Source organism: Achromobacter aegrifaciens (assembly GCF_902859965.1).
Lineage (GTDB): Bacteria > Pseudomonadota > Gammaproteobacteria > Burkholderiales > Burkholderiaceae_B > Achromobacter > Achromobacter aegrifaciens.
This window is the reverse complement of sequence record NZ_CADIKO010000004.1, coordinates 315,372-336,355: the sequence shown is the minus strand read 5'-3', so window position 1 is coordinate 336,355 and position 20,984 is coordinate 315,372. Positions and strand designations below refer to the sequence as shown.

Sequence of the window (20,984 nt, the reverse complement as noted above, 5' to 3'; positions counted from 1 at the left end):
TCATCGTGACCGAAAACACCCTATATCTGATCAAAGCTTTCGTCCTGGGCATCATCGAGGGCCTGACGGAATTCATTCCCGTGTCCAGCACCGGCCACCTTATCCTGGTGGGCGACTGGATCAATTTCGAATCCAGCCAGGGCAAGGTATTCGAGGTGGTGATCCAGCTGGGCTCCATCCTGGCGGTGATGTGGGTGTTCCGCGCGCGCCTGCTGACGCTGATCCGCGGCACGCTGACCGGGGTGCCCACCGAGGTCGCTTTCACCCGCAACCTGATCATCGCCTTCCTGCCGGCCGCCGTCGTCGGCGCCATCTTCATCAAGTCCATCAAGAGCATCTTCTATCACCCGGCCGTGGTGGTCGTGACCCTGGTGCTGGGCGGCCTGATCATGCTGTACGTGGAGCGCAAGACGCACCATACGCCGGGTGACATGCCGGGCGCGGCCGACGATACCGCCTCGGATGAGCGCGCCACGGCCCGCACGCTGGAGCAGATCTCCTGGAAGCAGGCCCTCGGCGTGGGCGTGGCGCAATGCCTGGCCATGATCCCGGGCACCTCGCGCTCGGGCGCCACCATCATCGGCGGCATGATCGCCGGCATCCAGCGCAAGACGGCCACCGAGTTCTCGTTCTTCCTGGCCATGCCCACGATGCTGGGGGCGGCCGTGTACGACATGTACAAGAACTTCGGCGTGCTCACCCAGCACGACCTGTCGGGCATCGCGGTGGGCTTCATCGCCGCGTTCCTGAGCGCGATGGTGGTGGTGCGCGCGGTGCTGCGCTTTGTCGCCAACCATACCTACCGCGTATTCGCCTGGTACCGGATCATCTTCGGCGGCGTCGTCGCGGCCTGGATCTTCACGCGCTGATGGCGTGGCCGGCGGTTCGCCGGCAGCAGCAATGACAAGGGCCGCTTGCGCGGCCCTTGCTGTTTTCCGTCACGGTGCGCCCGAGGGCTACGCTTCCGTTTCCAGGTCGTAGAACTGCAGGCCGTCCTGGTCGATGACCAGCCAGCCGCCGCGGGCGGGCGACACGTGGTCGCAGTCCCAGTCGGGCAGGACCCAGCGCTCGCGCTTCTTGCCGTCCACTTCCAGCACGTGGCGGGCGGGGCGATGGGTATGGCCATGCACCAGCACGCGCACGCCCGTCTCGCGGAAGACGGATTCAATGGCGGCGGCGTTGACGTCCATGATCTCCATGGACTTCATCTGGTTGGCGGCCTGGCTTTCGCCGCGGGCCTGCTGCGCCATCGCCAGGCGTTCGGGGATCGTCCTGGCCAGGAATTCGGCCTGCCAGCGCGGATCGCGGACCATCTTGCGGAACTGCTGGTAGGCGGCATCGTCCGTACAGAACTCGTCGCCATGGGTCAGCAGGATTTGCCCGTAATCCGTTTCCAGCAGCGCCGGTTCGGGCAGCAGCTTGGCGCCCAGGGCCTGGGCCAGTTCTTCCCCGATGAGGAAGTCGCGGTTGCCGCGGCCCAGCCAGACCGGAATCCGGCTGGCGGTGTCGCGCAGCGCCGTCAGCGCCGTGGCGAGCCACGGCGGCGCGGCGCGGATCACGTCGTCGCCGATCCAGGCGTCGAAGATGTCGCCCGGCAGCAGCAGGGCGCCGGCTTCCTCCCGCGCGGCCTCCAGGAAGGCCAGAAAGGCCTCCGAGGTGGCCGGCGTGGCCGGTCCCAGATGCAGGTCGGATGCCAGCCAGATGGGGCCGGACAGCGCGATCTTATTCAAGAACTTCGGCCTTCTCGATGATCACGTCTTCGTTCGGGACGTTCTGGTGGAAGCCCTTGTTGCCGGTCTTCACGCCCTTGATCTTGTCGACCACGTCCGTGCCTTCGGTCACGGTGCCGAACACGGCATAGCCCCAGCCGTTGGGCGTGGGCGCGGTGAAGTTCAGGAAGTCGTTGTTGGACACGTTGATGAAGAACTGCGCCGTGGCCGAGTGCGGATCGCTGGTGCGGGCCATGGCCAGGGTGTACTTGTCGTTCTTCAGGCCGTTGTTGGCCTCGTTTTCGATGGGGGCATGGGTCTGCTTCTGCTTCATGCCGGGCTCAAAGCCGCCGCCCTGGATCATGAAGCCATCGATCACGCGATGGAACACCGTGCCGTTGTAGAAACCTTCCTTGACGTAGGTCAGGAAGTTTTCGACGGTCTTGGGCGCCTTGGCGGCATCCAGGGTGATGACCATGTCGCCTTGGTTCGTTTGGAGCTTGACGCGGGGGTTGGTGCTCATGGCTTTTGTGCCTTCAGAGGTGGAGGTGGAGGAATTGGCCGCGGGGGCGGCGCTGACGAGCGCTGGGGCGAATGCAGCCAGCGCGAACGAGCACGCCGTCAGGCGCAGCAGGTGTAGGGGGGAGTAGCGGGACATCATTTGCCGTGTTTATCCTTCAGCATGGTTTCGACTTCGCGGACCTTTTCCTGCATGCCGGGCACGCCATCGCGGGCGGCCTTCTTGTAGGTGTTCAAGGCCTGCAGAAGCTGCAGATCGCCCATATTGGCGCGGGCGGCGGCATAGTTGGGATCGGCGCGCAGGGCCATCGACAGGGCGTCCTGTGCGCGGTCGAGTTCGCCGCGCCCTGCATATAGAGCCCCCAGGTTGTTCCAAGGTTCCGGCAGCTCCGGAAAGCGGTTGGTCATCTCGGTGTAGACGTCGATGGCTTCGTTGGTGCGGTTCAGGGCCGCCAGCGCGCGGGCGTGCTGGAACATCAGTTGCACGTCGGTGCCGCGCTGGTCCTTGATCTGTTCCTGGCGCTTTTCGATCATGGCAAGCGCTTCTTCGTTGTCGCCGTGGTTCAGCAGGCGCTCGATGTAAGTCGTGATCTGCGAGGCCGAGGGCGTCAGGCGGGTGTCGACGCTGGGCTTGGCGGCTTCCAGCAGCTTGGCCAGACTGTCCCAGCCACCCTCGGGCGGGATGGGGTCCAGGGTGGTGCGGCTGGCGTTGGGGTTGGTTCCCCCGCCGCCGGCCATCGACTGGGCCAGAGAGGCTCCAACCGGCGCGCCCGCAAGGGCCAGGGCGAGCAGGGCGACGCGAAAGCGCGGCTTGATAGTCACTTGGGCATCCGTTAAAAGTCTTGGCAGGCCGACGCTTACGCGCGCGACCGGGCCGCTTGCTATACTTGACGACCGCCATTTTAGCCCCGGTTGAGTTTTGGCTCGACATCGGGGACGAAGCCCCGGGATATCGTTGATGGAATGCGGGCTCGGGATGCGGGTTCGGGGCGGTCGGCGCCAGTGGGATTATGGCCCGAGGCCGAGATCGGGATCGAAATCGGCGGGATTGGAATCCGACCCGGCGGCACGCGCCGAAGGTATTTTCCTTCGGCAGCAACTTTCCGCAACCGCCACGGAAAACTTAGATAAAGCCTATAAGCGCCATGCTGCAAATCTACAACACGTTGTCGCGTACCAAAGAACCGTTCAAGCCGGCCCAGGCTGGTCAGGTGCGCATGTACGTGTGTGGCATGACCGTCTATGACTTCTGCCATCTGGGCCACGCCCGCATGCTGGTGTCGTTCGACGTCGTGCAGCGCTGGCTGCGCGCCAGCGGACTGGCGGTCGACTATGTGCGCAATATCACGGACATCGACGACAAGATCATCCGCCGCGCCGTCGAGACCGGCCGCCGCATCGGCGAAGTCACCGACTTCTACATCGACGCCATGCACGCCGACGAGCGTGCGCTGGGCGTCCAGACGCCGGACCGCGAACCGCGCGCGACCGAGTACGTCGGCGAGATGCTGGACATCATCGGCAAGCTCGAGCAGAACGGCCTGGCCTACCAGGCCGACGACGGCGACGTGAACTACGCCGTGCGCGGCTTTCCCGGCTACGGCAAGCTGTCCGGCAAGACGCTGGATGACCTGCGCGCCGGCGAGCGCGTGGCCGTGGGTTCGGCCAAGCGCGATCCGCTGGATTTCGTGCTGTGGAAGTCCGCCAAGGCCGACGAGCCTGCCGACACCAAGTGGGAATCGCCGTATGGCATGGGCCGTCCGGGCTGGCACATCGAGTGCTCGGCCATGAGCAAGTCGCTGCTGGGCCTGCCGCTGGACATTCACGGCGGCGGTCCGGACCTGAAATTTCCGCACCATGAAAACGAGATCGCCCAGACCGAGGGCGCTTTCGGCGGCGCGCTGGCCAACATCTGGATGCACTGCGGCCCGCTCATGGTCGATTCGGACAAGATGTCCAAGTCCCTGGGCAATTTCCGCACCATCCGCCAGACCATCGCACAGGAAGAACCGGCGGCCGATCAGGCCGTCTACCGCGTCAACCCGCGCGAAGCGGAGATGGTGCGTTTCTTCATCGTGCGCAACCATTACCGCAGCTCGCAGAACTACACGCCGGACAACCTGATCGACGCGCAGAACGCGCTCGACCGCCTGTACCAGGCGCTGCAGAATGTGCCCGCCGACACGCAGGGCATCGACTGGAACGAGCCGCAGGCCCAGGCCTTCAAGGCGGCCATGGACGACGACTTCAACAGCTCGGGCGCGGTCGCGGCCTTGTTCGAACTGGCCTCCGACGCCAACCGCAACAAGAGCGCGCGCAGCGCCGGCCAGTTGAAGGCGCTGGCGTCCCTGCTGGGCCTGCTGCAGCAGGATCCCGCGGCCTATTTCCAGTCGCCCACGCGCTATTCGGCGGCCGCCATGGAGCAGGGCGAGCGCCGTGCGCTGGACGCCGAGGCCATCCAGTCCCTGATCGACGCGCGCGCGGCCGCCAAGGCCTCCCGCAACTTCGCCGAAGCCGACCGCATCCGTGCGGAACTGCGCGAAGCCGGTATCGAACTCGACGACAAGCCGGGCGGCGTGACGCAATGGCGTCGCGCTTGAACCCGCAGGACCCGCCCGCCATGTCCACCGTCGACCTCGAGATTCCCAAGCCCGAGTACTGGGAAGCCGCCGTAGCCCACCTGATGCGGCGCGACCGCATCCTGAAAAAGATCATTCCCCAGCATCCCGAAGTCTGGCTGACTTCGCGCGGCACGCCTTTCGTGACGCTGGCGCGGGCGATCATCGGGCAGCAGGTGTCCAGCAAGGCGGCCGACACCGTCTGGACCCAGTTCATCGAGGCCGTCGGCAAGCGCCCGACGCCCGTCGCCGTGCTGCGCGTCGGCCTGGAGGGCCTGCGCGCGGCGGGGCTGTCGCAGCGCAAGGCCGAGTACGTGCTGGACCTGGCCGTGCATTTCGGCGAACGCCGGGTCCATCCCGAGAAATGGGCGGCAATGGACGACGAAGCCGTCATTTCCGAATTGACCGCCATCCGCGGCATAGGCCGCTGGACGGCGGAGATGTTTTTGATTTTCAATCTGCAGCGGTCTGATGTCCTGCCGCTGGATGATCCCGGGTTGCTCAAGGCAATCTCGCTACACTATTTCAGCGGCGAGCCTGTCTCTCGCTTCGAGGCTCGCGAAGTCTCGTTGGCGTGGCAACCCTGGCGTACCGTGGCGACCTGGTATCTGTGGCGCAGTCTGGATCCGACTCCGGTCCAATACTGACGCAAGCCAGGCAGCCCATCTACGGAACCACACTACATGCGCAATACATTTCTGGAATTCGAACAACCGCTCGCCGAGCTTGAAAACAAGATCGAGCAGCTGCGCTACGTGCAGGCCGATTCGGCCGTAGACATCTCCGACGAGATCGGACGTCTGCAGCAGAAGAGCCAGACCTTGGCCAAGGAAATCTACGCCAAGCTCACGCCCTGGCAGACGGCCCTGGTCGCCCGCCATCCCCAGCGTCCCTACACGCTGGACTACGTGCGCGAAATGTTCACCGACTTCCATGAGCTGCACGGCGACCGCATGTACGCCGACGACCAGTCCATCGTGGGCGGCCTGGCGCGCTTCAACGGCACGCCCTGCATGGTCATCGGCCACCAGAAGGGACGCGACACCAAGGAGCGCGCCGCGCGCAATTTCGGCATGCCGCGTCCGGAAGGCTATCGCAAGGCCCTGCGGCTGATGCGCCTGGCCGAGAAATTCGGCATCCCCGTGTTCACGTTCGTGGACACCCCGGGCGCCTATCCCGGCATCGGCGCCGAAGAGCGCGGCCAGTCCGAAGCCATCGGCCACAACCTCTATGCCATGGCCGAGCTCAAGGTCCCCGTGATCTGCACCATCATCGGCGAAGGCGGCTCGGGCGGCGCCCTGGCCATCGCCGTGGGCAATGCCGTGCTGATGCTGCAGTACGCGACCTACGCCGTGATTTCTCCGGAAGGCTGCGCCTCGATCCTGTGGCGCAGCGCCGACAAGGCGCCCGAAGCCGCCGAGGCCCTGGCCATCATCGCGCCGCGCCTGAAGGACCTGGGCCTGGTGGACCGCGTGGTCAACGAACCGGTGGGCGGCGCCCATCGCGACCCGCGCGTCATGGCCCGCCTGTTGCGCCGCGCGCTGGGCGATGCCCTGCGCCAGCTCCAGGGCATGACGCCCGAGCAGCTCGTGGAGCAGCGCGTCCAGCGCCTGCTGTCCTACGGCGCCTACCAGGAAGTGCGCGCCTGAAGCAGGCAGCGCGCCGGCATCCCCGCCGGCGCCGCGGCCTAGCGCCACGCGCCATCCCGCCATGAACGCCCGCCCAGCGTCCGATCCTCCGCATCGGGCCTCGGCGGGCGTAGTTCATTCCCTTCCCGTGTCGGCCGAGCTTGCCGCGGCCTTGCGCCGCGCCTTGCTGGCCTTGCCCGAGCGTCCGGCGCGCATCGCCGTGGCGTTGAGCGGCGGCGCCGATTCGGCCATGCTGGCCGTGCACGCGGCTCCCGTGGCGCGAGAACTCGGCATGGATCTGGCGTTGTTCCATGTGCACCACGGCTTGCAGGACGCCGCCGACGCATGGACGCAGCATGCGCGCACGCTGGCGGACATGCTCGCGCTGCCGCTGTCGGTGGCGCGCGTGGAGGTGGCGCAGGCCGCGGGCAAGGGCATCGAGGCGGCCGCGCGCGACGCCCGCTACGCCGCACTGGCGCAATTGGCGCGAGAGCAGGGCGTGACGCATATCCTGTTGGCCCATCATCGCAACGACCAGGCCGAAACCGTCCTGCTGCGTCTGCTGCGCGGCACCGGGCTGGTCGGCATGGCAGCCATGGCGCCGCTGTCCCGGCGCGATGGGCTGGTCTACCTGCGACCCTGGCTGGAAATCGGCCGCGAAGCGATCCTGCATGCGGCGGACGAGGTGGCGCAAGCCAGCGGCTGGAGTCCGGTGCAGGACCCCACCAATACCGATCCGCACTACACCCGGGCTGCCCTGCGCGAACTGCTGGCGCCGGCGCTCGATGCCCGCTGGCCCGGATGGCGCGCCATCGTCGCGCGCCACGCGCGCCACATGGGCGAGGCGGCCGAGATTCTGGATGAGGTGGCGCGGGAGGATTTCGCCGCGCTCGATCCTTCTGATGACGGCGCCAGCTTTTCGCTGCAGGCGTGGCGCGGGCTGTCCGAGGCGCGGCAGGCGCACGTGCTGCGCCATTGGCTGGAACGCAATGGCGCCCGCATGCCGACCGACGCCAGGATGCGCGATCTGCTGCGTCAGCTGCGCGGGTTGCACAGCCTGGGCCATGACCGCCAGTTGCGGGTGGAACAGGCTGGCCACGTCATCCGCTGCCACCGGGGCAGGGTCTGGGTCGAACCCCGGGAATAAGCGGATCAGCGCCGCCAATGTCCCCAAATAATCGCGCTGTGGACAGAATTTTGCACAAGCTGCGCAAATTTTTACCGCCGCGCTAGAATATACGGCTTTGCCCGTCAACCTTTTGCGGCGGGTTCCCAGCCAGAGTACGAGATGTCCCTGATCGTTCACAAATATGGCGGTACTTCGATGGGCTCGGTCGAGCGCATCAAGAACGTGGCGCGTCGCGTCGCGAAGTGGCACGCTGCCGGCCACCAGGTTGTCGTTGTTCCGTCGGCGATGGCGGGCGAGACCAATCGCCTGCTCGGCTTGGCGCGCGAGATTACGCCGCAGCCCGACAGCCGCGAGCTCGACATGATCGCCGCCACCGGCGAACAGGCCAGCAGCGGCCTGCTGGCCATCGCGCTGCAGGCCGAAGGCGTGCCGGCGCGCAGCTATGCCGGTTGGCAAGTGCCTGTGCGCACCGATTCGTCGTTCACCAAGGCGCGCATCTCGTCGATCGACGACGAGCGCATCCGCGCCGATCTGGACGCCGGCCGCGTGGTCATCGTCACGGGCTTCCAGGGCGTTGACCCGGAAGGCCACATCACCACGCTGGGCCGCGGCGGTTCCGACACCTCGGCCGTGGCCGTGGCGGCCGCCATCAAGGCCGACGAATGCCTGATCTACACCGACGTGGACGGCGTCTACACGACCGATCCGCGCGTGGTGCCCGAAGCGCGCCGCATGGCCGTCGTTTCCTTCGAGGAAATGCTGGAAATGGCATCGCTGGGCTCCAAGGTCCTGCAAATCCGTTCGGTTGAATTCGCCGGCAAATACCGTGTGCCGGTCCGGGTCCTGTCCTCGCTGACCGACCCGCTTATCCCGCTCGCAGAAGAAATGGTCTCGGGCACGCTGATTACTTTTGAGGAAGACGAAAAAATGGAAGCCGCCGTTGTCTCCGGCATCGCCTTCAGCCGCGACGAAGCCAAAATCACCTTGCTGGCCGTTCCGGACAAGCCCGGCATCGCCTTCTCGATCCTGGGCCCGGTCGCCGCCGCCAACATCGACGTCGACATGATCGTGCAGAACCAGTCCGTGGCTGGCACGACCGACTTCTCGTTCACGGTCAACCGCAACGAATTCGCCCGCGCCGTTGATCTGCTCAAGCGCGAAGTCATCCCCGCCGTGGGCGCGCGTGAACTGTCCACCGACGAGAAGGTCGCCAAGGTCTCCATCGTCGGCATCGGCATGCGCTCGCACGTGGGCGTGGCCAGCCTGATGTTCCAGACGCTTTCGCAAGAAGGCATCAACATCCAGATGATCAGCACCAGCGAGATCAAGACCTCGGTGATCATCGACGACAAGTACATGGAATTGGGCGTGCGCGCGCTGCACAAGGCCTTCGGCCTGGACCAGGCGCCTGCCGAAAAGGCCTGATTCAAGACTCCGGCACGATTTTTTTTCAATAAGTGCCCCATAACGGGCAAGAGTGAAAAAAGTCGTGCTAGAATCTCGTTCTCTTCGGAGATGTGCCCGAGAGGCTGAAGGGGCTCCCCTGCTAAGGGAGTATGTGGCTAAAAACTGCATCGTGGGTTCGAATCCCACCATCTCCGCCAGATTCTCTCCGATCTGGCTTCGGTCAGCACCGGAGATAAAAAACCCGCAATCGCGCAAGTGATTGCGGGTTTTTTCATGGGCTCGCGGCGGGTCTGCGCCGCATGAGAAAATCGCTGATTCCCTTCCAGGCGCAGATTCCTTGAAACACCTGCTTGCCACGCTAGACCGGCTGAACGATTTCGATGAAGTCATCGATGTACGCACGCCGCTCGAATTCGCCGATGACCATATTCCCGGTGCGATCAACGCGCCGGTGCTGAGCAATGAAGAGCGCGTGGTGGTGGGTACGCTGTACAAGCAGGTCTCGCCCTTCGAGGCCTCGCGCGTCGGCGCGGCGCTGGTGGCGCGCAATATCGCCGCGCATCTGGACACGACCTTCGCCGACCGGCGCCAGGGTTGGCGGCCGTTGATCTATTGCTGGCGCGGGGGCACGCGTTCCGGCTCCATGACGACGATGTTCAACATGATAGGGTGGCGCGCGCGGCAGCTGGACGGCGGCTACAAGACCTATCGGCAGGCCACGCTGGACGCGCTGGAAAGCCTGCCCGCGGGCTTGCGCTACATCGTGCTGGCCGGGCCCACTGGCAGCGGCAAGACGCGCTTGTTGAATGCATTGGGAGAGGCCGGCGCGCAGACGCTGGACCTGGAGCGCCTGGCCGCGCATCGCGGGTCGCTGCTGGGCGCCTGGGCCGGTGTTGCGCAGCCCTCGCAAAAGGGTTTCGACACGCGACTTGCTCAGAGCTTGCGGGCGTTCGATGCGTCGCGGCCGGTGTTCGTCGAAGCGGAGAGCCGCAAGATCGGCGCGGTCGCGCTGCCTGCCGCGCTATTGAAGGCGGTGCATGCGAGCCCCTGCATCGAGGTCCGTTCCAGCCGCGAGGATCGCGCGGCCTTTCTGCAGCAGGACTACGCCCATCTGTTCGACGACCCTGCAACGTTCAAGGCGCAGCTTCAGCGCATGATCGGCCTGCACAGCCGCGAGCGCGTGAACGGCTGGCTGGCCTTGGTCGACAGCGGCGCGCGCGCCGAGCTGGCGCAGGAACTCATAGACCGGCACTACGATCCGGCCTATGCGCGCAGTTGCCATGCGCACTTCACGCAATTGCCGCAGGCGCTGAGCTTGGAATTCAGGCCCAATGACGGCGACGTCGTGGAGCAGGCGAGGGCGTTGCTGGCAAGAATGGATGCAAGGGCGGACGCCGCCTGACTGCGGTTCATCGCGGGCGCCGTGGTCGGATAAATCGGTGCCCAACTTGCGCGCTTCACGAAATAACGCTATTATTCAAGGCTTGCTTTCAAACGCGAATGCGCCCGTAGCTCAGCTGGATAGAGTACCTGGCTACGAACCAGGGGGTCGTAGGTTCGAATCCTGCCGGGCGCGCCAAGTTTGAAGTAAGTGCAGTAGAAAACGCAGTAAAAACGGCAAGATTTTCTGATATAATTTTGCCTCTTTGCCGGAGCGCCCGTAGCTCAGCTGGATAGAGTACCTGGCTACGAACCAGGGGGTCGTAGGTTCGAATCCTGCCGGGCGCGCCAAGTTCACTTGGCCAATACAGCAAAGAAAATGGAAAGGCCTTTGATCTCGTATCGAAGGCCTTTTTGTTTTGCGCCGCCATCTAGAAGCGGATCGTCAGGCCCGCCATCGGCCCTTGCAGCACGGCGTCGAACTTGAAGCCGCCGCTGCTGTAGTCCACGCCCACTGCGCGATAGCCTATCGCCGCCGAGACATTCTTGCTGAAGTTGTAGCCGAGACCCAGGCCCACATCCCAATCCGCTTCTGCGCCGCCCGCGCCGATCAGGCCCCAGCCGGTGATGTAGTACTTCGAGCTCAGCATGTAGTTTCCGCGCACGCCCACCAGGCCGTCGACCCAGGTGGCGCCGTCGCTGCGCGTTCTGCCGTTCAGGTGTGCGCCCTTGAGCGTGATGTCGGTGTCGACCGACCAGACGCGCAGGCCTGCGACGACGTCCAGCTGATGCGGTGAATTTTCCAGCAAGGAATAGCCGACGCCGAGCAGTCCCGCGAACGTGGATGCCTTTACGTCCGCACTGGAGGCCAGGATGCCGCGCGGCGTATCTCCCTGTGTGCCGATCTTGGTGTAGATCAGGTCGCCGAATACGCTGTAGCGTCCTTTGCGCGCCTCGCCGATGAGCATCGCGCCGAAGTCGAGGTTATCGAACAGCTCGTCGAAGTCCGAGTGGATGTCGATGACGGGCGAGCGCGAATGGGATACCTTGCCGGAGAGGCCGGCAGCCCAGAAGTAGGGCGTGACCGAGAATTGCCATTCGTTCGAAGGCACGGTACCCGCTGCGGAAGCGGGCTCCGCTTCGGCGCCCAGCGCAGTCCCGGCTTGCAGCAGCCCGCAGATCAGGCAGCCCATGATTTTCTTTTTCATTGCAAACCCTCCCCAAACGGCAGGCGTGATGAATCGCATCCATCACGCCTGCGGTGAGCGCAAAACCGGCCAGGGGCCGGTGCGGCGTAACCCAGGTATCAGGTGACCCGTCTTACGGGAGGGATGGTCCAGGAGCCGTCGATGATCGACGGGTTGCTTTCGTTGGGCCAGTAAAGACGCATCATCAGGATGAATGGGCCCTTGGGCGCAGGCAGCCAGTTCGACTCCATGTCCGGTCCGGGCGATTCATGCTGTATGAACAGGTCGATCGAGCCGTCGGGCTTGGCCTTCAGGGGCTGGCGCGCGCTGATCGAGTAGCGGTTCAGCGGGTTGTCGACGAAAAAGTAGCGCGCGTCATACATCGTCAGCGACCAGAAGCCCGACACTGGCGGCGTAAGCCCCTTCTTGAAGGTCAGCACGTACTTTTCCGACCCGTTGTAGGTGCGCTTGATGGCGCCGGTGTCTGACTTCAGGGACGTGGGATAAACGGCGTCCTGGGGGCGGTTGGCGCCCAGGCCGATCGCGGTGACCAGCGCCCGTTGGAGGTAGTTGGTGCCGTATATGCCCGTCTTGGTCGTGAAGCCCCAGCCATCCACGTCCTGGATGTCGCCACCGCTGGACTTGAAGTGCGTCATGATGCGTCCGAAGCCCACCTGCGGAACGCGCTTCGCAATGTCGGGGTCGAGCTTGCTCTTGTCGAAGTCCTGTCCTGGCACGATGCCTATCGAAGCCATCTTCGCGACGATGGGCGCGTCGGCGGCACTGGGCGGATTGCGCTTGAGCAGCTGCGCAAACAAGCTGAAGTACTCGACCGCGTCCATGTTGTTGACCTGTTCGCGCACCGAGGTCTTCATGTCTATCGCAGGGTCGACCTTGCCCGCGGGCGGAGTCCAGTCCTTGCCCCATGCGCTCAAGGGACAGAGCTTCACTTCGTCCTGCAGCTTGTGCACTTGCGCATAGTCTTCCGGCGTGCCGGTGCAGTAGATGCGGCCCAGCAGCCACACGATGCTGGTGGGAGATTTGTACTGGACCATGCCTTGCGGAATCGAGCCCTCCCATCCGGGGCCGCTGACCACGAAGGTTTGCGCACCCGTGCCCGTGGTGCGCTTGCCAGGCACATCGAACACCGTCGTCCAACCGTCCAGCATCGGAAACAGGGCATAGCGTCCATTCATGTCGGGAAGGCTGACGACCCAGGGTTCGTCGCCGACGTCAAAGAAGGAAGTGGTGTACAGCGTGTCGGCGTTCGGCGCGGTCACGTCGCGGAACTTGGCGTCGGGATACTGGCGCAGTTTGATGAGATTCCCCATCGGCGCTCGCGTGCCCTTGGGCTCCGCAACGTTGGTGATGACTCTTCTGGTCATCTCCATGGTCACCAGGGGATAGGCGTAGATGTAGACATCGGTCGCCAGTCCGAACTGCTCGTCGCCTTCGGGCAGATCCGCGATCAGGCCATCGGCGGCCCGGGCGGCGGCGCCCAGGGCGCTGGTTGCGAGCAGAGCAAGACCACCTGCATTCAATGTGCGGCGCGTTAGCTTCATAGGATCACTCCAACGGACTCATGGGTTGAAAATCACGAAGTGCCGCGGCACAGGCCAAGCTGTGCCGCGAGATGCCTTGCTCTAGCGTTGTCGTACGTACTTGCCTATTTCCCGGGCTGCGCCCGAGGTCCATTCATCGATCAGCGGCTGCAGTTTGGACAGGCGGACGCCGCCCGCGCCCTGGGTGGCGTTGGCGACCTTTTCGCCCGTGCCACCCCGCACGGACGCATACAGCAATTCATCCGACATACTGTCCGTGACCCGCGACTCGATGGCGACGCTGGCGTTGCGCGCCATGCCTCCTTCCATGGCGGCGCGGGCCTCGGTCATTACCAACGCGACGGGAATGTATTGATAGGCTCGCAGCGCCTGCTCCGAGGTTCCCACCGCGGTGATGGCGATGCGGATACGGGCGACGCCGGGCCCGGCGCGATCGACCAGCCTCACCTGTTCGCCGACCTTGCGCCGCAGCGTCTCGTTGACCGCCACGCGTATCTCCGTGAGGGTTTCCATGGAAACGTCCGCGGATGGCTGAGGCTCCGGGTAGTACTCGATCGGATCAAGCCACACCGCGGTATAGCGAGACGCGTTGAAATCAGGATTCAGGTAGACCAGGCGGGTTCCGCCGTCGGGGGCGGGCATCTGGTGCAGAAGCGAGTAATCCGACAGGAAGCCGGACTCCGTCGTTTTTGGAGCGGTGGAACAGCCTGTGGCCAGGATCGCGGCAGCGAGGCCCAGAACGAACGCGCCCGAGGAATTCTTGGTGTCCATGCAAGTTCCTTCTGACAGATGGGGGGCAGGAGAGCCCCGACTGCAGGCGTCGGCGAGAGGTCCTGTGCAAAAGCTACTTCTCCGCTCGTGGGCGCATTTTTTGTCCTATATGCACAGGAAACCAATTATTTTTCCAAGCGTGAAATTTCGCAACGCGGACGAGTGAACCGGGCTTTCTGAACTATTCCCTTTGTGCGCGTTTTGTGGAAGGAATCGCGCGGCCGAGGCGGGCCACGAATCGCGGGCGCGTGATTCGGACGCGGCGCGGACACAGGCTTCGGCCTGTCCGATTTGCGCACCCTTAATTTTTCATGGTATAAACACGCCTCTTTCGGAGCGCCCGTAGCTCAGCTGGATAGAGTACCTGGCTACGAACCAGGGGGTCGTAGGTTCGAATCCTGCCGGGCGCGCCAAGCTTCTTGCTTGGATGAAATGGAAAGAAAACGGAAAGGCCTTTGATCTTCGATCGAAGGCCTTTTTGTTTTGCGGCGCGGATTGCGCTTCAGTGCGTGGAGGCTGGTTCCGCGGCCCGGACCTGGTCTCGGGCCTTGTCATCTTCGTCGTCGAATCCCCAGTCTCCAACCGTGTACCAATCGTCTCCCAGGGTCTCTGCGGGATGCATGGTGCGGCCGGACCCGTTGCCGCAGGCCATCGAGTCGGTGGCGCAATAGCGGTCGCAGCCCCAGCATATGCGTTCGGGGTGCTTCGGGTGCAAGGGAAACTTCTTGGCCATGCGAAATGCCTGTTGACGGAGGGCGCCGCGATGGCGGCGCCGATCTTTCCGGATATATGTCCAGCGTACTGCCGGGCGCGCCCGAAATTCCTTGATCTGGCTCAAGCGTAGAGCCTGCAGCCCGATGCGCGCAGTATTGCGCGTCGGGCCGCGGTTCTGGGGAATTGGGGTGGAGAAAGCGCCGCCCGGTGAGGCGCGGCGCCGGTCTCATGCGCCTAATGGCGTCGTCGGTCCACCGCCGTCAAGGATGTGCCGCTCTTGAGCAGCTGGTAGGTCTGTCCGCCCAGCCACGCGACTTTTTCGCCCGTGCTGGTGCGGCATACGCAATGCGTCTTCGGATCGAAGCGCGAGGTGCCCAGCGCGGAATACGCGTCGGGGTCTGAGACGAATCGTTCAATGCGGTAGAGCGTGCCGTCCGGCGCGGTGGCGAGGACGTCGGTCAATCGTCTTGCGGTGCCGAGCATATGCGATACCTCCATGCGCGGGCCATTGGATATACGGCGCCAAAGTCGTTCAGGCACTTCAGTATGCCAGGGCGGGAAGCTTGATGTTCCCGCATCAGGCGCTAATGAAGGTGCCCTCCAAACAATGAATCGTCGAGCTGGTCGGGAGTGACGCCCAGGGCTTCGGATACGCGGTCCAGGATAACCTGCCTGGGCCGCGGGCGCGGCCGTTCCAGTTCGATATAGATGGAGTGGTCCACCCCCAGTCGTGCAGCCATATCAGCGGTGCTGATTTTGAGATGCTCACGCCAGGCGCGTATCAGGCTCCAGTCGTTGCCGGTTTTTAGATTGACGACAGCTAATGGTAAATGACTCTGCCCCTGCGCGGGTGTTTTGCGCGGGGCGGATTTTCTGCGGGCGTCGCGCAGGCTGCTCTTGGCGGCAGCGCTCTTGCGGGAATCGCCGCGAGGCGTGGTGGTAGCGATTTCGGCGGTGAAAATGGCGCCGCCGTTCAATTGGCGATACTGGTTGTCGCCGATCCAATGCAGGGCTTCACCGTTGTCGAGCATGCACTCGCAGTCCAGGTGATAGTTGCTGGGCATGCTCTCGAGTTGGGCGATGGTTTCCGCGGTCGTGGCGTGGCGCACCACGCGGTGCAAGACACCGTCTGGCGAGCGCACAAAGACGTCGGGAAGTCTCCAGGAAAACGGAATGATAATCTCCACGGCCAAACCTATCCCGCCACTGTATCCCGGGGTGCGGGTGGTGGGATTTGGGGTTTCCCCTCGCCTGACTTGAGCGGATGATTGTGCGCCACATCAGCCCTCAACATCTTCACAAATCTTCACGCCGCGCGAGGCTATCATCGCCGCGTTGCCTGGGGTTTTGGGCGTACTGTCCGAGTGTTGCCGATGTCTCTGGCCGCGGCTGGAATCGTGGATGCGCGACCGCGCGCGAGCAGGGCGGCGTGGTGGGCCGTGCTGGCGTCGTGCGCGTTGCATGCGATGGTGGCGGGGCTGTGGTGGCGCGACCGGATAGAGCCCGCAGCGCGCGCGCCGGAATTGCCGTTCTACGTGGATCTGTTGCCCGCCCGGTCGCCGCCCATGCCACAGGAACAGCCGGCGAAGGACGAGCCTGCGTCCGGATCGGCGCCTGCTCAGCCTGCCCGCGTCGACACGCCGTCGCCGGCCGTGGCTGCAGGGCAACGATCCGGCGCGCGCAGGACACCCGCGCCATCCGCGCCGAGGCTGGACAGGACACCCGTGCCACCGTCGGGCGCTGCGGATCTTTCGCGCGATTTCGGTTGGCGCCCCGAAGATGCGCAAGCGGCGGGCATGCCGCGCGCACGTGGCGAGCCCGTCGTGCGACTCGGACCCAAAGCGCCGGTCGAACAATCCGAGATCGCGCGCGGCATCGCCAAGAGCGCGCGGCCGCCATGCAAGAACGCCCATGCGGACATGGGCTTGCTGGCCTTGCCGCTTCTGTTGGCGGATACCGTTACGGATCGGGGCTGCAAGTGGTGACGCCGAAGCCCTCGCTGCCTGGACGCGCGCCGCGGCGGCGCTGGAGGAATATCGAGATGCGTGCTTTTCATTTTCAATCTTGCCGCCAGTCCGATACGCTGCTCGCGCGGCCTGTGGCCTGTCAAGAATAGCCAAGCGCGATTACCTGGGTAGCGGCAGGGGCAAGCATGCGCGTCTGTCCTGAATCGTGGATACTATTTTTTCAATCTGGGACTTCCAGAATTCATGGAGAGACGCAATGCCCGAATCTCAAGGCGGCCTGGACAGGCTGCGCCGCTTCATCGCCGCCGCGACCCGGTTGGCCACGCCCACGGGCCTGGCACAGACGCCGGAGCTGCAGGCCGCGTTCGCCGATCTGGTGCGCCACGATGATTGGCTGCCCGAGGCCTGTACCGCGCCCCATCCGCAGTACTACCAGCAGTATCTGCTGCACTGCGATCCCCTGGAGCGCTTTTCGCTGGTGAGTTTCGTGTGGGGGCCGGGCCAGTTCACGCCGGTGCATGATCACGAGGTCTGGGGCTATGTGGGCATGCTGCGCGGGGCCGAGGTCAATCAACGCTATGTCCGTGGCAAGGACGGCAGCGTCGCGCCCGCGGGCGCCGCGACCACTTTGCAGCCGGGCGACATAGAACGCCTGTCGCCCGCCGAAGGCGACATCCACCGGGTCTCCAATGCCCACGCGGACCGCGTATCGATCAGCGTGCATCTCTACGGCGGCAACATCGGCGCCGTGTCGCGCCATGTGTATGACCCCGCGACCGGGCAGGCCAAGCCTTTCGTGTCGGGGTATTCGTCGGCCAGCTTGCCGAACCTGTGGGACCGCTCGGAAGCCGTGCGGGCCGCCATTGCCGGGGGCGCACGCTAGGGTCTGTTCGCGCGCGGCGTCCCATGCTATTTTCTTGTCCTAAATATTAGGAAAACAAAAAATGGACAAGACGCTGCTCAAAGGTCTGATGGTGCTGGAGGCGGTGACCGACGTGGACAATCCGCCGCGCACCATCGATGCGCTGGCCGCCCGGGTCGGACTGACTCGCAGCAACACGCACCGCACCTTGCAGACGCTGATACATGCGGGCTATGTGACCAAGGACGATGACGGCGGCGGCTATCGCGGCGCGGTCCGGCTGTTCGAGCTGGCGGCGCGTCAGCTTGCCCAACTGGACGTGCGCAAGCTGGCCGCGCCCTACATGCGCACGCTGGCCGACCAGACCGGCGAAACCGTGCACCTTTCCGTGCTCGACGGTTTCGACGTGGTCTACGTCGACAAGATCGACAGCCCCCAGCCGATACGCGCCTATTCGATGGTGGGCGGACGCGCGCCCGCCTATGCCGTCGCCACGGGCAAGGCGTTGCTGGCCTACCAGCCGGAAGGCTATGTCGAGCGCTACGCCGACAAGCTCGTGCGTCATACGCCGTCGACCATCGTGTCCATGCCGCTCTTGAAGGACGAACTGCGCAAGATCGCCCGCACCGGCTATGCGGTCAATCGCGGCGAATGGCGCGAAGGCGTGGGCGGGCTGGCCGTGACCTTGTTCAACAGCCTGGACCAGCCCGTGGCCGCCATCGGCATCTCCGGTCCGCTGGACCGCCTGAGCGCCGCTAGGATGAAGCAGCTGGCGCCGGACGTGGCTGCCTGTGCCCAGTCCATCTCGCAGGGGATGGGCTATCGCCGGGGCTATCTGGACCAGTAGCGGGCCGCGCCAGCGCCGCGCTGATGCGCTGCGCCTGATCGCGGGCCAGCCGCGCATTGACATCCATGGACGTAGTCCAGAAGTACGTGCCGCCCGCGAGGCTACCCAGCACCGAGATATCCGGCTCGATCCCGCCTGCGGCGTTCTTGAGGCATCCCGTGGCATAGTCCAGCGCCAGGCCGCCATGGGGATCGGGCTGCGCATGGCCCTCGCGCAATAGCGCGGACACCAGCGGGTCCTGCGTGCGCGGCGTGTCCACCGAGAAGCTGGTGGCATTGATCAGATAGCGGCTGGCATGAGTGCAGACGGCGCCCGTCGCGTCGCGCAAGCGCGTGTGGAACAGGCCGCTGACGCTATCGTGGCGGCTGTCCAGATAACCGCCACAGACCTGCAGCTGGCCGTTCTGGAACAGGGCTTGCAGCTTCAATGCGTTGCGCATCGGAAAGGTGGCGCGCCGCGCCATCCACAGCGAACGCCATTGCGACTGGAAGCGGCTGCGCTCGGCTTGCGGCAGGAGATGCCAGATCAGGTCGACGGCGGCATTGGTCGCGGCCGCCACCGCCTGCCACGGGCGCGGGGCCTGTCCGGACCGACGTATCTCCTCGTCCAGTGCGACGTGGGCCTCGCCATCCATGCCGAACACGTCCGCGGTTTCCAGGCTGCCGCCCAGCGCCGGGACTTCTTCCTGGAGCGCGGTGACGATGATGTCCAGCGACAGTGCGCCTCCATGCCTCGCGGCCAGGCGCGGAACGCCCTTCGGGCTCAGTTGTTGCAGCGTGTCTGGCGCGCGGTTGTTGGGGCTGCGCACGGAAGGCAGGCGGCCATTGCGCGATACGCACAGGATGGGGCCGCGATGGGCCGTCTGTTGCAAGGCGGCGATGGCGTCCACGGCGCTCAGGCTGGTGCCGATGATGCAGACCGGCGCGTCGGCGGCGATGCCGCGGGTCAGCGCCTGGACCGGGTAGGGGCTGTTGAAGTAGCCGGGCGCATCGCGTAATTCCGGAAACGCCTGCGAAGGCAGGTTGCCGTTGCACAGCACGGCGTAACGCGCCAGGAAGGGCGAACCCGGTTCCGCTTCGACCCCCACGCCTCCGCCAGGCAGCGGCGCCACGCGGCGGACCCGGCCGCGCACGTGCGTGAGCGTGATGCCCAGCGCGCGGGCTAGCCCGCAAGCCCGTCCGTAGACTGCGCGCATGTAGGCGCCGAACAGCGGGCGCGGCAGGAAGTCCGCCGGCGCTATCGAGTCCGCGCCCTGCGCGCGCAGCCAGGCGGGATCCTGGGCGCGCAGCCAGTCCACGAAATCCATCCTGTGATCGGCCCGCGCCGACATGTTGCCGGCGGGAATGTTGAGCAGGTTGCTGGGCAGATCCTCCTGGTAGGCCTCGCCCGCGCCCGGTTCGGCCTGCGGCTCGAACAGCGCGATCGTCAGCGCTCGTCCAGCGGCAGGTTCCAGCGAGAGCAGGAATTGATAGAGGAAGCTGACGGCCACCGAGCCGCCGCCGACGATGGCCAGGTCCGCCGCTTGCGGTGTCGTGTCGGGCGCCGTCATTTGGCCGCCGACAAGCGGACCACGTCGGCCCAGCGGGCGACTTCCTGCTTGAGCACGCGGCTGGTATCGGCGGGCGTGGTGGCCACGGCGTCGGCGCCCAGCTTCTGTGCGGCCTGCTGCACGGAAGCCATGGCCGCCGCCTTCTGCATGCCGGCCGAGAGCTTCTCCACCACGGCGGGCGGCGTGCCCGCGGGAGCAAGCAGCGCGTAGGTGGTCGCGACCGAGTAGTCCTTTACGCCCTGCTCGGCGAGCGTGGGCAGGTCCGGCAGCGCCGTGGCGCGCGTGGCGGTGGTGACGCCCAGCAGGCGGATCTTGCCGGTCGCGACCTGGGGCAGCAGCGCCGGCAGCGTTTCGATCACCATGTCGATCTGCCCGCCCAGCAGGTCGGTGATGGCGGGGCCGCTGCCGCGATACGGCACGTGCATGAGCCGGGTGCCGGTGACGACCTGGAAGAGTTCGCCTGCCATGTGCTGGGACGTGCCGGGGCCGGCCGAACCAAAGGTGATGGTGCCGGGCTTGCTCTTGGCCAGGGCGATCAGCTCCTGCACGTTCTTCGCGGAAATCTTGTTGCTGTTCACCGCCACGGCCATGGGCATGCTGGTGGCCATCGACACGCCGACGAAGGCGGTGCCGAAGTCGTAGCCGGGCTTGTCGGGCATGGCGGCATGGATTGCGTGGCTGCCCACGGCGCCCATCAGCAGGGTGTAGCCGTCGGCGGGCGATTTGGCCACGTACTCGGCGCCGATCTCTCCGCCCGCGCCCGCCTTGTTTTCCACCACCACGCTCTGTCCCAGGTAGTCGCCCAGGTGCTGCGCATAGATGCGCGCGGCCGCGTCCGTCGCGCCGCCGGGCGGGAAGGGGACCACCATGCGCACGGGTTTCGTCGGCCAGTTGTCGGCCGCGGCCGCGCCGCCTGCCAAAGCCAGCACCATGCCCGTCAGGGCAATACGCCACATTTTTTTCATGGAAGTCTCCTTGGTGTCGGTGCGGGCCGTCCTATGCAGCGTCTCGGCCCTTTTTTTAAAATCCTATAATATAGGATTCAAGTATCAATAAATGATTTACTTAGAATTCCACACGGTGCTATGCTGGTCAACAATTAAGCACATCACCTAGGGAATGCACTAGGATTGAC

At 65.0% G+C, this 20,984-nt stretch carries 21 protein-coding genes and 4 tRNA genes; 14 read left to right on the top strand and 11 right to left on the bottom strand.

Annotated features, from left to right (window positions below; translation table 11 throughout):
• Nucleotides 1–5 precede the first annotated feature (5 nt).
• The gene (locus HV793_RS26085) at nt 6–869 is read left to right on the top strand and encodes an undecaprenyl-diphosphate phosphatase (protein WP_054453176.1); all 864 of its coding nucleotides are present in this window, start codon (nt 6–8) and stop codon (nt 867–869) included.
• A gap of 87 nt (nt 870–956) precedes the next feature.
• Here HV793_RS26085 and HV793_RS26080 read toward each other — a convergent pair whose 3' ends face one another.
• The 3 genes from HV793_RS26080 to HV793_RS26070 all read right to left on the bottom strand — a co-directional run bounded on the left by HV793_RS26080 (nt 957) and on the right by HV793_RS26070 (nt 3,050).
• Complete coding sequence (locus HV793_RS26080; protein ID WP_175214153.1) at nt 957–1,730, bottom strand: UDP-2,3-diacylglucosamine diphosphatase; 774 nt, start codon at nt 1,728–1,730, stop codon at nt 957–959.
• On the bottom strand, nt 1,723–2,232 hold the full coding sequence (locus HV793_RS26075; RefSeq protein WP_042794482.1) for a peptidylprolyl isomerase: 510 nt from the start codon (nt 2,230–2,232) through the stop codon (nt 1,723–1,725). The genes HV793_RS26080 and HV793_RS26075 overlap by 8 nt, the downstream gene beginning before the upstream one ends.
• A gap of 134 nt (nt 2,233–2,366) precedes the next feature.
• Nucleotides 2,367–3,050: a tetratricopeptide repeat protein gene (locus HV793_RS26070; protein WP_054453172.1), complete on the bottom strand. Its 684-nt coding sequence runs from the start codon at nt 3,048–3,050 to the stop codon at nt 2,367–2,369.
• Between the two features lie 323 nt (nt 3,051–3,373).
• Between HV793_RS26070 and cysS the strand changes: the two genes are divergently transcribed.
• The 9 genes from cysS to HV793_RS26025 all read left to right on the top strand — a co-directional run bounded on the left by cysS (nt 3,374) and on the right by HV793_RS26025 (nt 10,741).
• Nucleotides 3,374–4,828, top strand: coding sequence for a cysteine--tRNA ligase (cysS, locus tag HV793_RS26065; protein WP_119450057.1), 1,455 nt, complete (start codon nt 3,374–3,376; stop codon nt 4,826–4,828).
• A gap of 20 nt (nt 4,829–4,848) precedes the next feature.
• Nucleotides 4,849–5,493: a DNA-3-methyladenine glycosylase family protein gene (locus tag HV793_RS26060; RefSeq protein ID WP_175214152.1), complete on the top strand. Its 645-nt coding sequence runs from the start codon at nt 4,849–4,851 to the stop codon at nt 5,491–5,493.
• Between the two features lie 36 nt (nt 5,494–5,529).
• Nucleotides 5,530–6,495, top strand: a complete 966-nt coding sequence (locus HV793_RS26055; protein ID WP_042794478.1) for an acetyl-CoA carboxylase carboxyltransferase subunit alpha — start codon at nt 5,530–5,532, stop codon at nt 6,493–6,495.
• A gap of 151 nt (nt 6,496–6,646) precedes the next feature.
• The gene (gene tilS / locus HV793_RS26050) at nt 6,647–7,621 is read left to right on the top strand and encodes a tRNA lysidine(34) synthetase TilS (protein WP_370540121.1); all 975 of its coding nucleotides are present in this window, start codon (nt 6,647–6,649) and stop codon (nt 7,619–7,621) included.
• Nucleotides 7,622–7,762: 141 nt separating this feature from the next.
• Nucleotides 7,763–9,028, top strand: a complete 1,266-nt coding sequence (locus tag HV793_RS26045) for an aspartate kinase (protein WP_054453165.1) — start codon at nt 7,763–7,765, stop codon at nt 9,026–9,028.
• 86 nt (nt 9,029–9,114) lie between these two features.
• Nucleotides 9,115–9,207, top strand: a tRNA-Ser gene (locus HV793_RS26040).
• A gap of 140 nt (nt 9,208–9,347) precedes the next feature.
• Nucleotides 9,348–10,412, top strand: a complete 1,065-nt coding sequence (gene mnmH, locus HV793_RS26035; protein ID WP_175181871.1) for a tRNA 2-selenouridine(34) synthase MnmH — start codon at nt 9,348–9,350, stop codon at nt 10,410–10,412.
• Nucleotides 10,413–10,512: 100 nt separating this feature from the next.
• Nucleotides 10,513–10,589, top strand: a tRNA-Arg gene (locus HV793_RS26030).
• 75 nt (nt 10,590–10,664) lie between these two features.
• Nucleotides 10,665–10,741 (top strand) — tRNA-Arg (locus tag HV793_RS26025).
• Nucleotides 10,742–10,821: 80 nt separating this feature from the next.
• Here the strand turns inward: HV793_RS26025 and HV793_RS26020 are convergent.
• The 3 genes from HV793_RS26020 to HV793_RS26010 all read right to left on the bottom strand — a co-directional run bounded on the left by HV793_RS26020 (nt 10,822) and on the right by HV793_RS26010 (nt 13,910).
• A complete protein-coding gene (locus HV793_RS26020) occupies nt 10,822–11,598 on the bottom strand; it encodes a hypothetical protein (RefSeq protein WP_175214151.1) in 777 nt (258 codons plus the stop codon).
• A gap of 98 nt (nt 11,599–11,696) precedes the next feature.
• Nucleotides 11,697–13,139, bottom strand: coding sequence for a DUF1254 domain-containing protein (locus tag HV793_RS26015; RefSeq protein WP_054453160.1), 1,443 nt, complete (start codon nt 13,137–13,139; stop codon nt 11,697–11,699).
• Nucleotides 13,140–13,220: 81 nt separating this feature from the next.
• A complete protein-coding gene (locus tag HV793_RS26010) occupies nt 13,221–13,910 on the bottom strand; it encodes a DUF3313 domain-containing protein (RefSeq protein ID WP_125473825.1) in 690 nt (229 codons plus the stop codon).
• A 336-nt stretch (nt 13,911–14,246) separates the two neighbouring features.
• Here HV793_RS26010 and HV793_RS26005 point away from each other — a divergent pair.
• A tRNA-Arg gene (locus HV793_RS26005) sits at nt 14,247–14,323 on the top strand.
• Nucleotides 14,324–14,412: 89 nt separating this feature from the next.
• Here the strand turns inward: HV793_RS26005 and HV793_RS26000 are convergent.
• From HV793_RS26000 to HV793_RS25990, 3 genes are all read right to left on the bottom strand, one after another.
• Nucleotides 14,413–14,643 carry a DUF3079 domain-containing protein gene (locus HV793_RS26000; RefSeq protein ID WP_054453156.1) on the bottom strand — a complete coding sequence of 77 codons (231 nt, stop codon included), beginning with the start codon at nt 14,641–14,643 and terminating at the stop codon, nt 14,413–14,415.
• Between the two features lie 215 nt (nt 14,644–14,858).
• Nucleotides 14,859–15,086: a hypothetical protein gene (locus HV793_RS25995; RefSeq protein ID WP_054453154.1), complete on the bottom strand. Its 228-nt coding sequence runs from the start codon at nt 15,084–15,086 to the stop codon at nt 14,859–14,861.
• A 122-nt stretch (nt 15,087–15,208) separates the two neighbouring features.
• On the bottom strand, nt 15,209–15,811 hold the full coding sequence (locus HV793_RS25990) for a helix-turn-helix domain-containing protein (protein WP_054453692.1): 603 nt from the start codon (nt 15,809–15,811) through the stop codon (nt 15,209–15,211).
• Nucleotides 15,812–15,997: 186 nt separating this feature from the next.
• Here HV793_RS25990 and HV793_RS25985 point away from each other — a divergent pair, with 186 nt between their 5' ends.
• The 3 genes from HV793_RS25985 (at nt 15,998) to HV793_RS25975 (ending at nt 18,300) form a co-directional block, all read left to right on the top strand.
• The gene (locus tag HV793_RS25985; RefSeq protein WP_156337355.1) at nt 15,998–16,609 is read left to right on the top strand and encodes a hypothetical protein; all 612 of its coding nucleotides are present in this window, start codon (nt 15,998–16,000) and stop codon (nt 16,607–16,609) included.
• A gap of 238 nt (nt 16,610–16,847) precedes the next feature.
• The gene (locus HV793_RS25980; RefSeq protein ID WP_119450048.1) at nt 16,848–17,474 is read left to right on the top strand and encodes a cysteine dioxygenase family protein; all 627 of its coding nucleotides are present in this window, start codon (nt 16,848–16,850) and stop codon (nt 17,472–17,474) included.
• A 61-nt stretch (nt 17,475–17,535) separates the two neighbouring features.
• Nucleotides 17,536–18,300 carry an IclR family transcriptional regulator gene (locus HV793_RS25975; protein WP_082400883.1) on the top strand — a complete coding sequence of 255 codons (765 nt, stop codon included), beginning with the start codon at nt 17,536–17,538 and terminating at the stop codon, nt 18,298–18,300.
• On the opposite strand, the gene HV793_RS25970 is transcribed toward HV793_RS25975, so the two are convergent.
• Complete coding sequence (locus HV793_RS25970) at nt 18,209–19,849, bottom strand: FAD/NAD(P)-binding protein (RefSeq protein ID WP_175214150.1); 1,641 nt, start codon at nt 19,847–19,849, stop codon at nt 18,209–18,211. The two genes, HV793_RS25975 and HV793_RS25970, sit on opposite strands and share 92 nt — an antisense overlap.
• Nucleotides 19,846–20,814, bottom strand: a complete 969-nt coding sequence (locus tag HV793_RS25965) for a tripartite tricarboxylate transporter substrate binding protein (protein WP_175214149.1) — start codon at nt 20,812–20,814, stop codon at nt 19,846–19,848. Before HV793_RS25965 ends, HV793_RS25970 begins: the two co-directional genes overlap by 4 nt.
• Nucleotides 20,815–20,984: the final 170 nt, after the last annotated feature.

Excerpts from the sequence above, each read along its gene's own strand:
- HV793_RS26020 (WP_175214151.1), bottom strand. The coding sequence starts at position 11,598 with ATGAAAAAGAAAATCATGGGCTGCCTGATCTGCGGGCTGCTGCAAGCC.
- HV793_RS25970 (WP_175214150.1), bottom strand. The coding sequence starts at position 19,849 with ATGACGGCGCCCGACACGACACCGCAAGCGGCGGACCTGGCCATCGTC.
- HV793_RS25965 (WP_175214149.1), bottom strand. The coding sequence starts at position 20,814 with ATGAAAAAAATGTGGCGTATTGCCCTGACGGGCATGGTGCTGGCTTTG.
- cysS (WP_119450057.1), top strand. The coding sequence starts at position 3,374 with ATGCTGCAAATCTACAACACGTTGTCGCGTACCAAAGAACCGTTCAAG.
- HV793_RS26060 (WP_175214152.1), top strand. The coding sequence starts at position 4,849 with ATGTCCACCGTCGACCTCGAGATTCCCAAGCCCGAGTACTGGGAAGCC.
- HV793_RS26075 (WP_042794482.1), bottom strand. The coding sequence starts at position 2,232 with ATGAGCACCAACCCCCGCGTCAAGCTCCAAACGAACCAAGGCGACATG.
- HV793_RS26055 (WP_042794478.1), top strand. The coding sequence starts at position 5,530 with ATGCGCAATACATTTCTGGAATTCGAACAACCGCTCGCCGAGCTTGAA.
- HV793_RS26010 (WP_125473825.1), bottom strand. The coding sequence starts at position 13,910 with ATGGACACCAAGAATTCCTCGGGCGCGTTCGTTCTGGGCCTCGCTGCC.
- HV793_RS25980 (WP_119450048.1), top strand. The coding sequence starts at position 16,848 with ATGCCCGAATCTCAAGGCGGCCTGGACAGGCTGCGCCGCTTCATCGCC.
- HV793_RS25975 (WP_082400883.1), top strand. The coding sequence starts at position 17,536 with ATGGACAAGACGCTGCTCAAAGGTCTGATGGTGCTGGAGGCGGTGACC.
- HV793_RS26045 (WP_054453165.1), top strand. The coding sequence starts at position 7,763 with ATGTCCCTGATCGTTCACAAATATGGCGGTACTTCGATGGGCTCGGTC.
- HV793_RS25985 (WP_156337355.1), top strand. The coding sequence starts at position 15,998 with ATGTCTCTGGCCGCGGCTGGAATCGTGGATGCGCGACCGCGCGCGAGC.
- HV793_RS26000 (WP_054453156.1), bottom strand. The coding sequence starts at position 14,643 with ATGGCCAAGAAGTTTCCCTTGCACCCGAAGCACCCCGAACGCATATGC.
- HV793_RS26015 (WP_054453160.1), bottom strand. The coding sequence starts at position 13,139 with ATGAAGCTAACGCGCCGCACATTGAATGCAGGTGGTCTTGCTCTGCTC.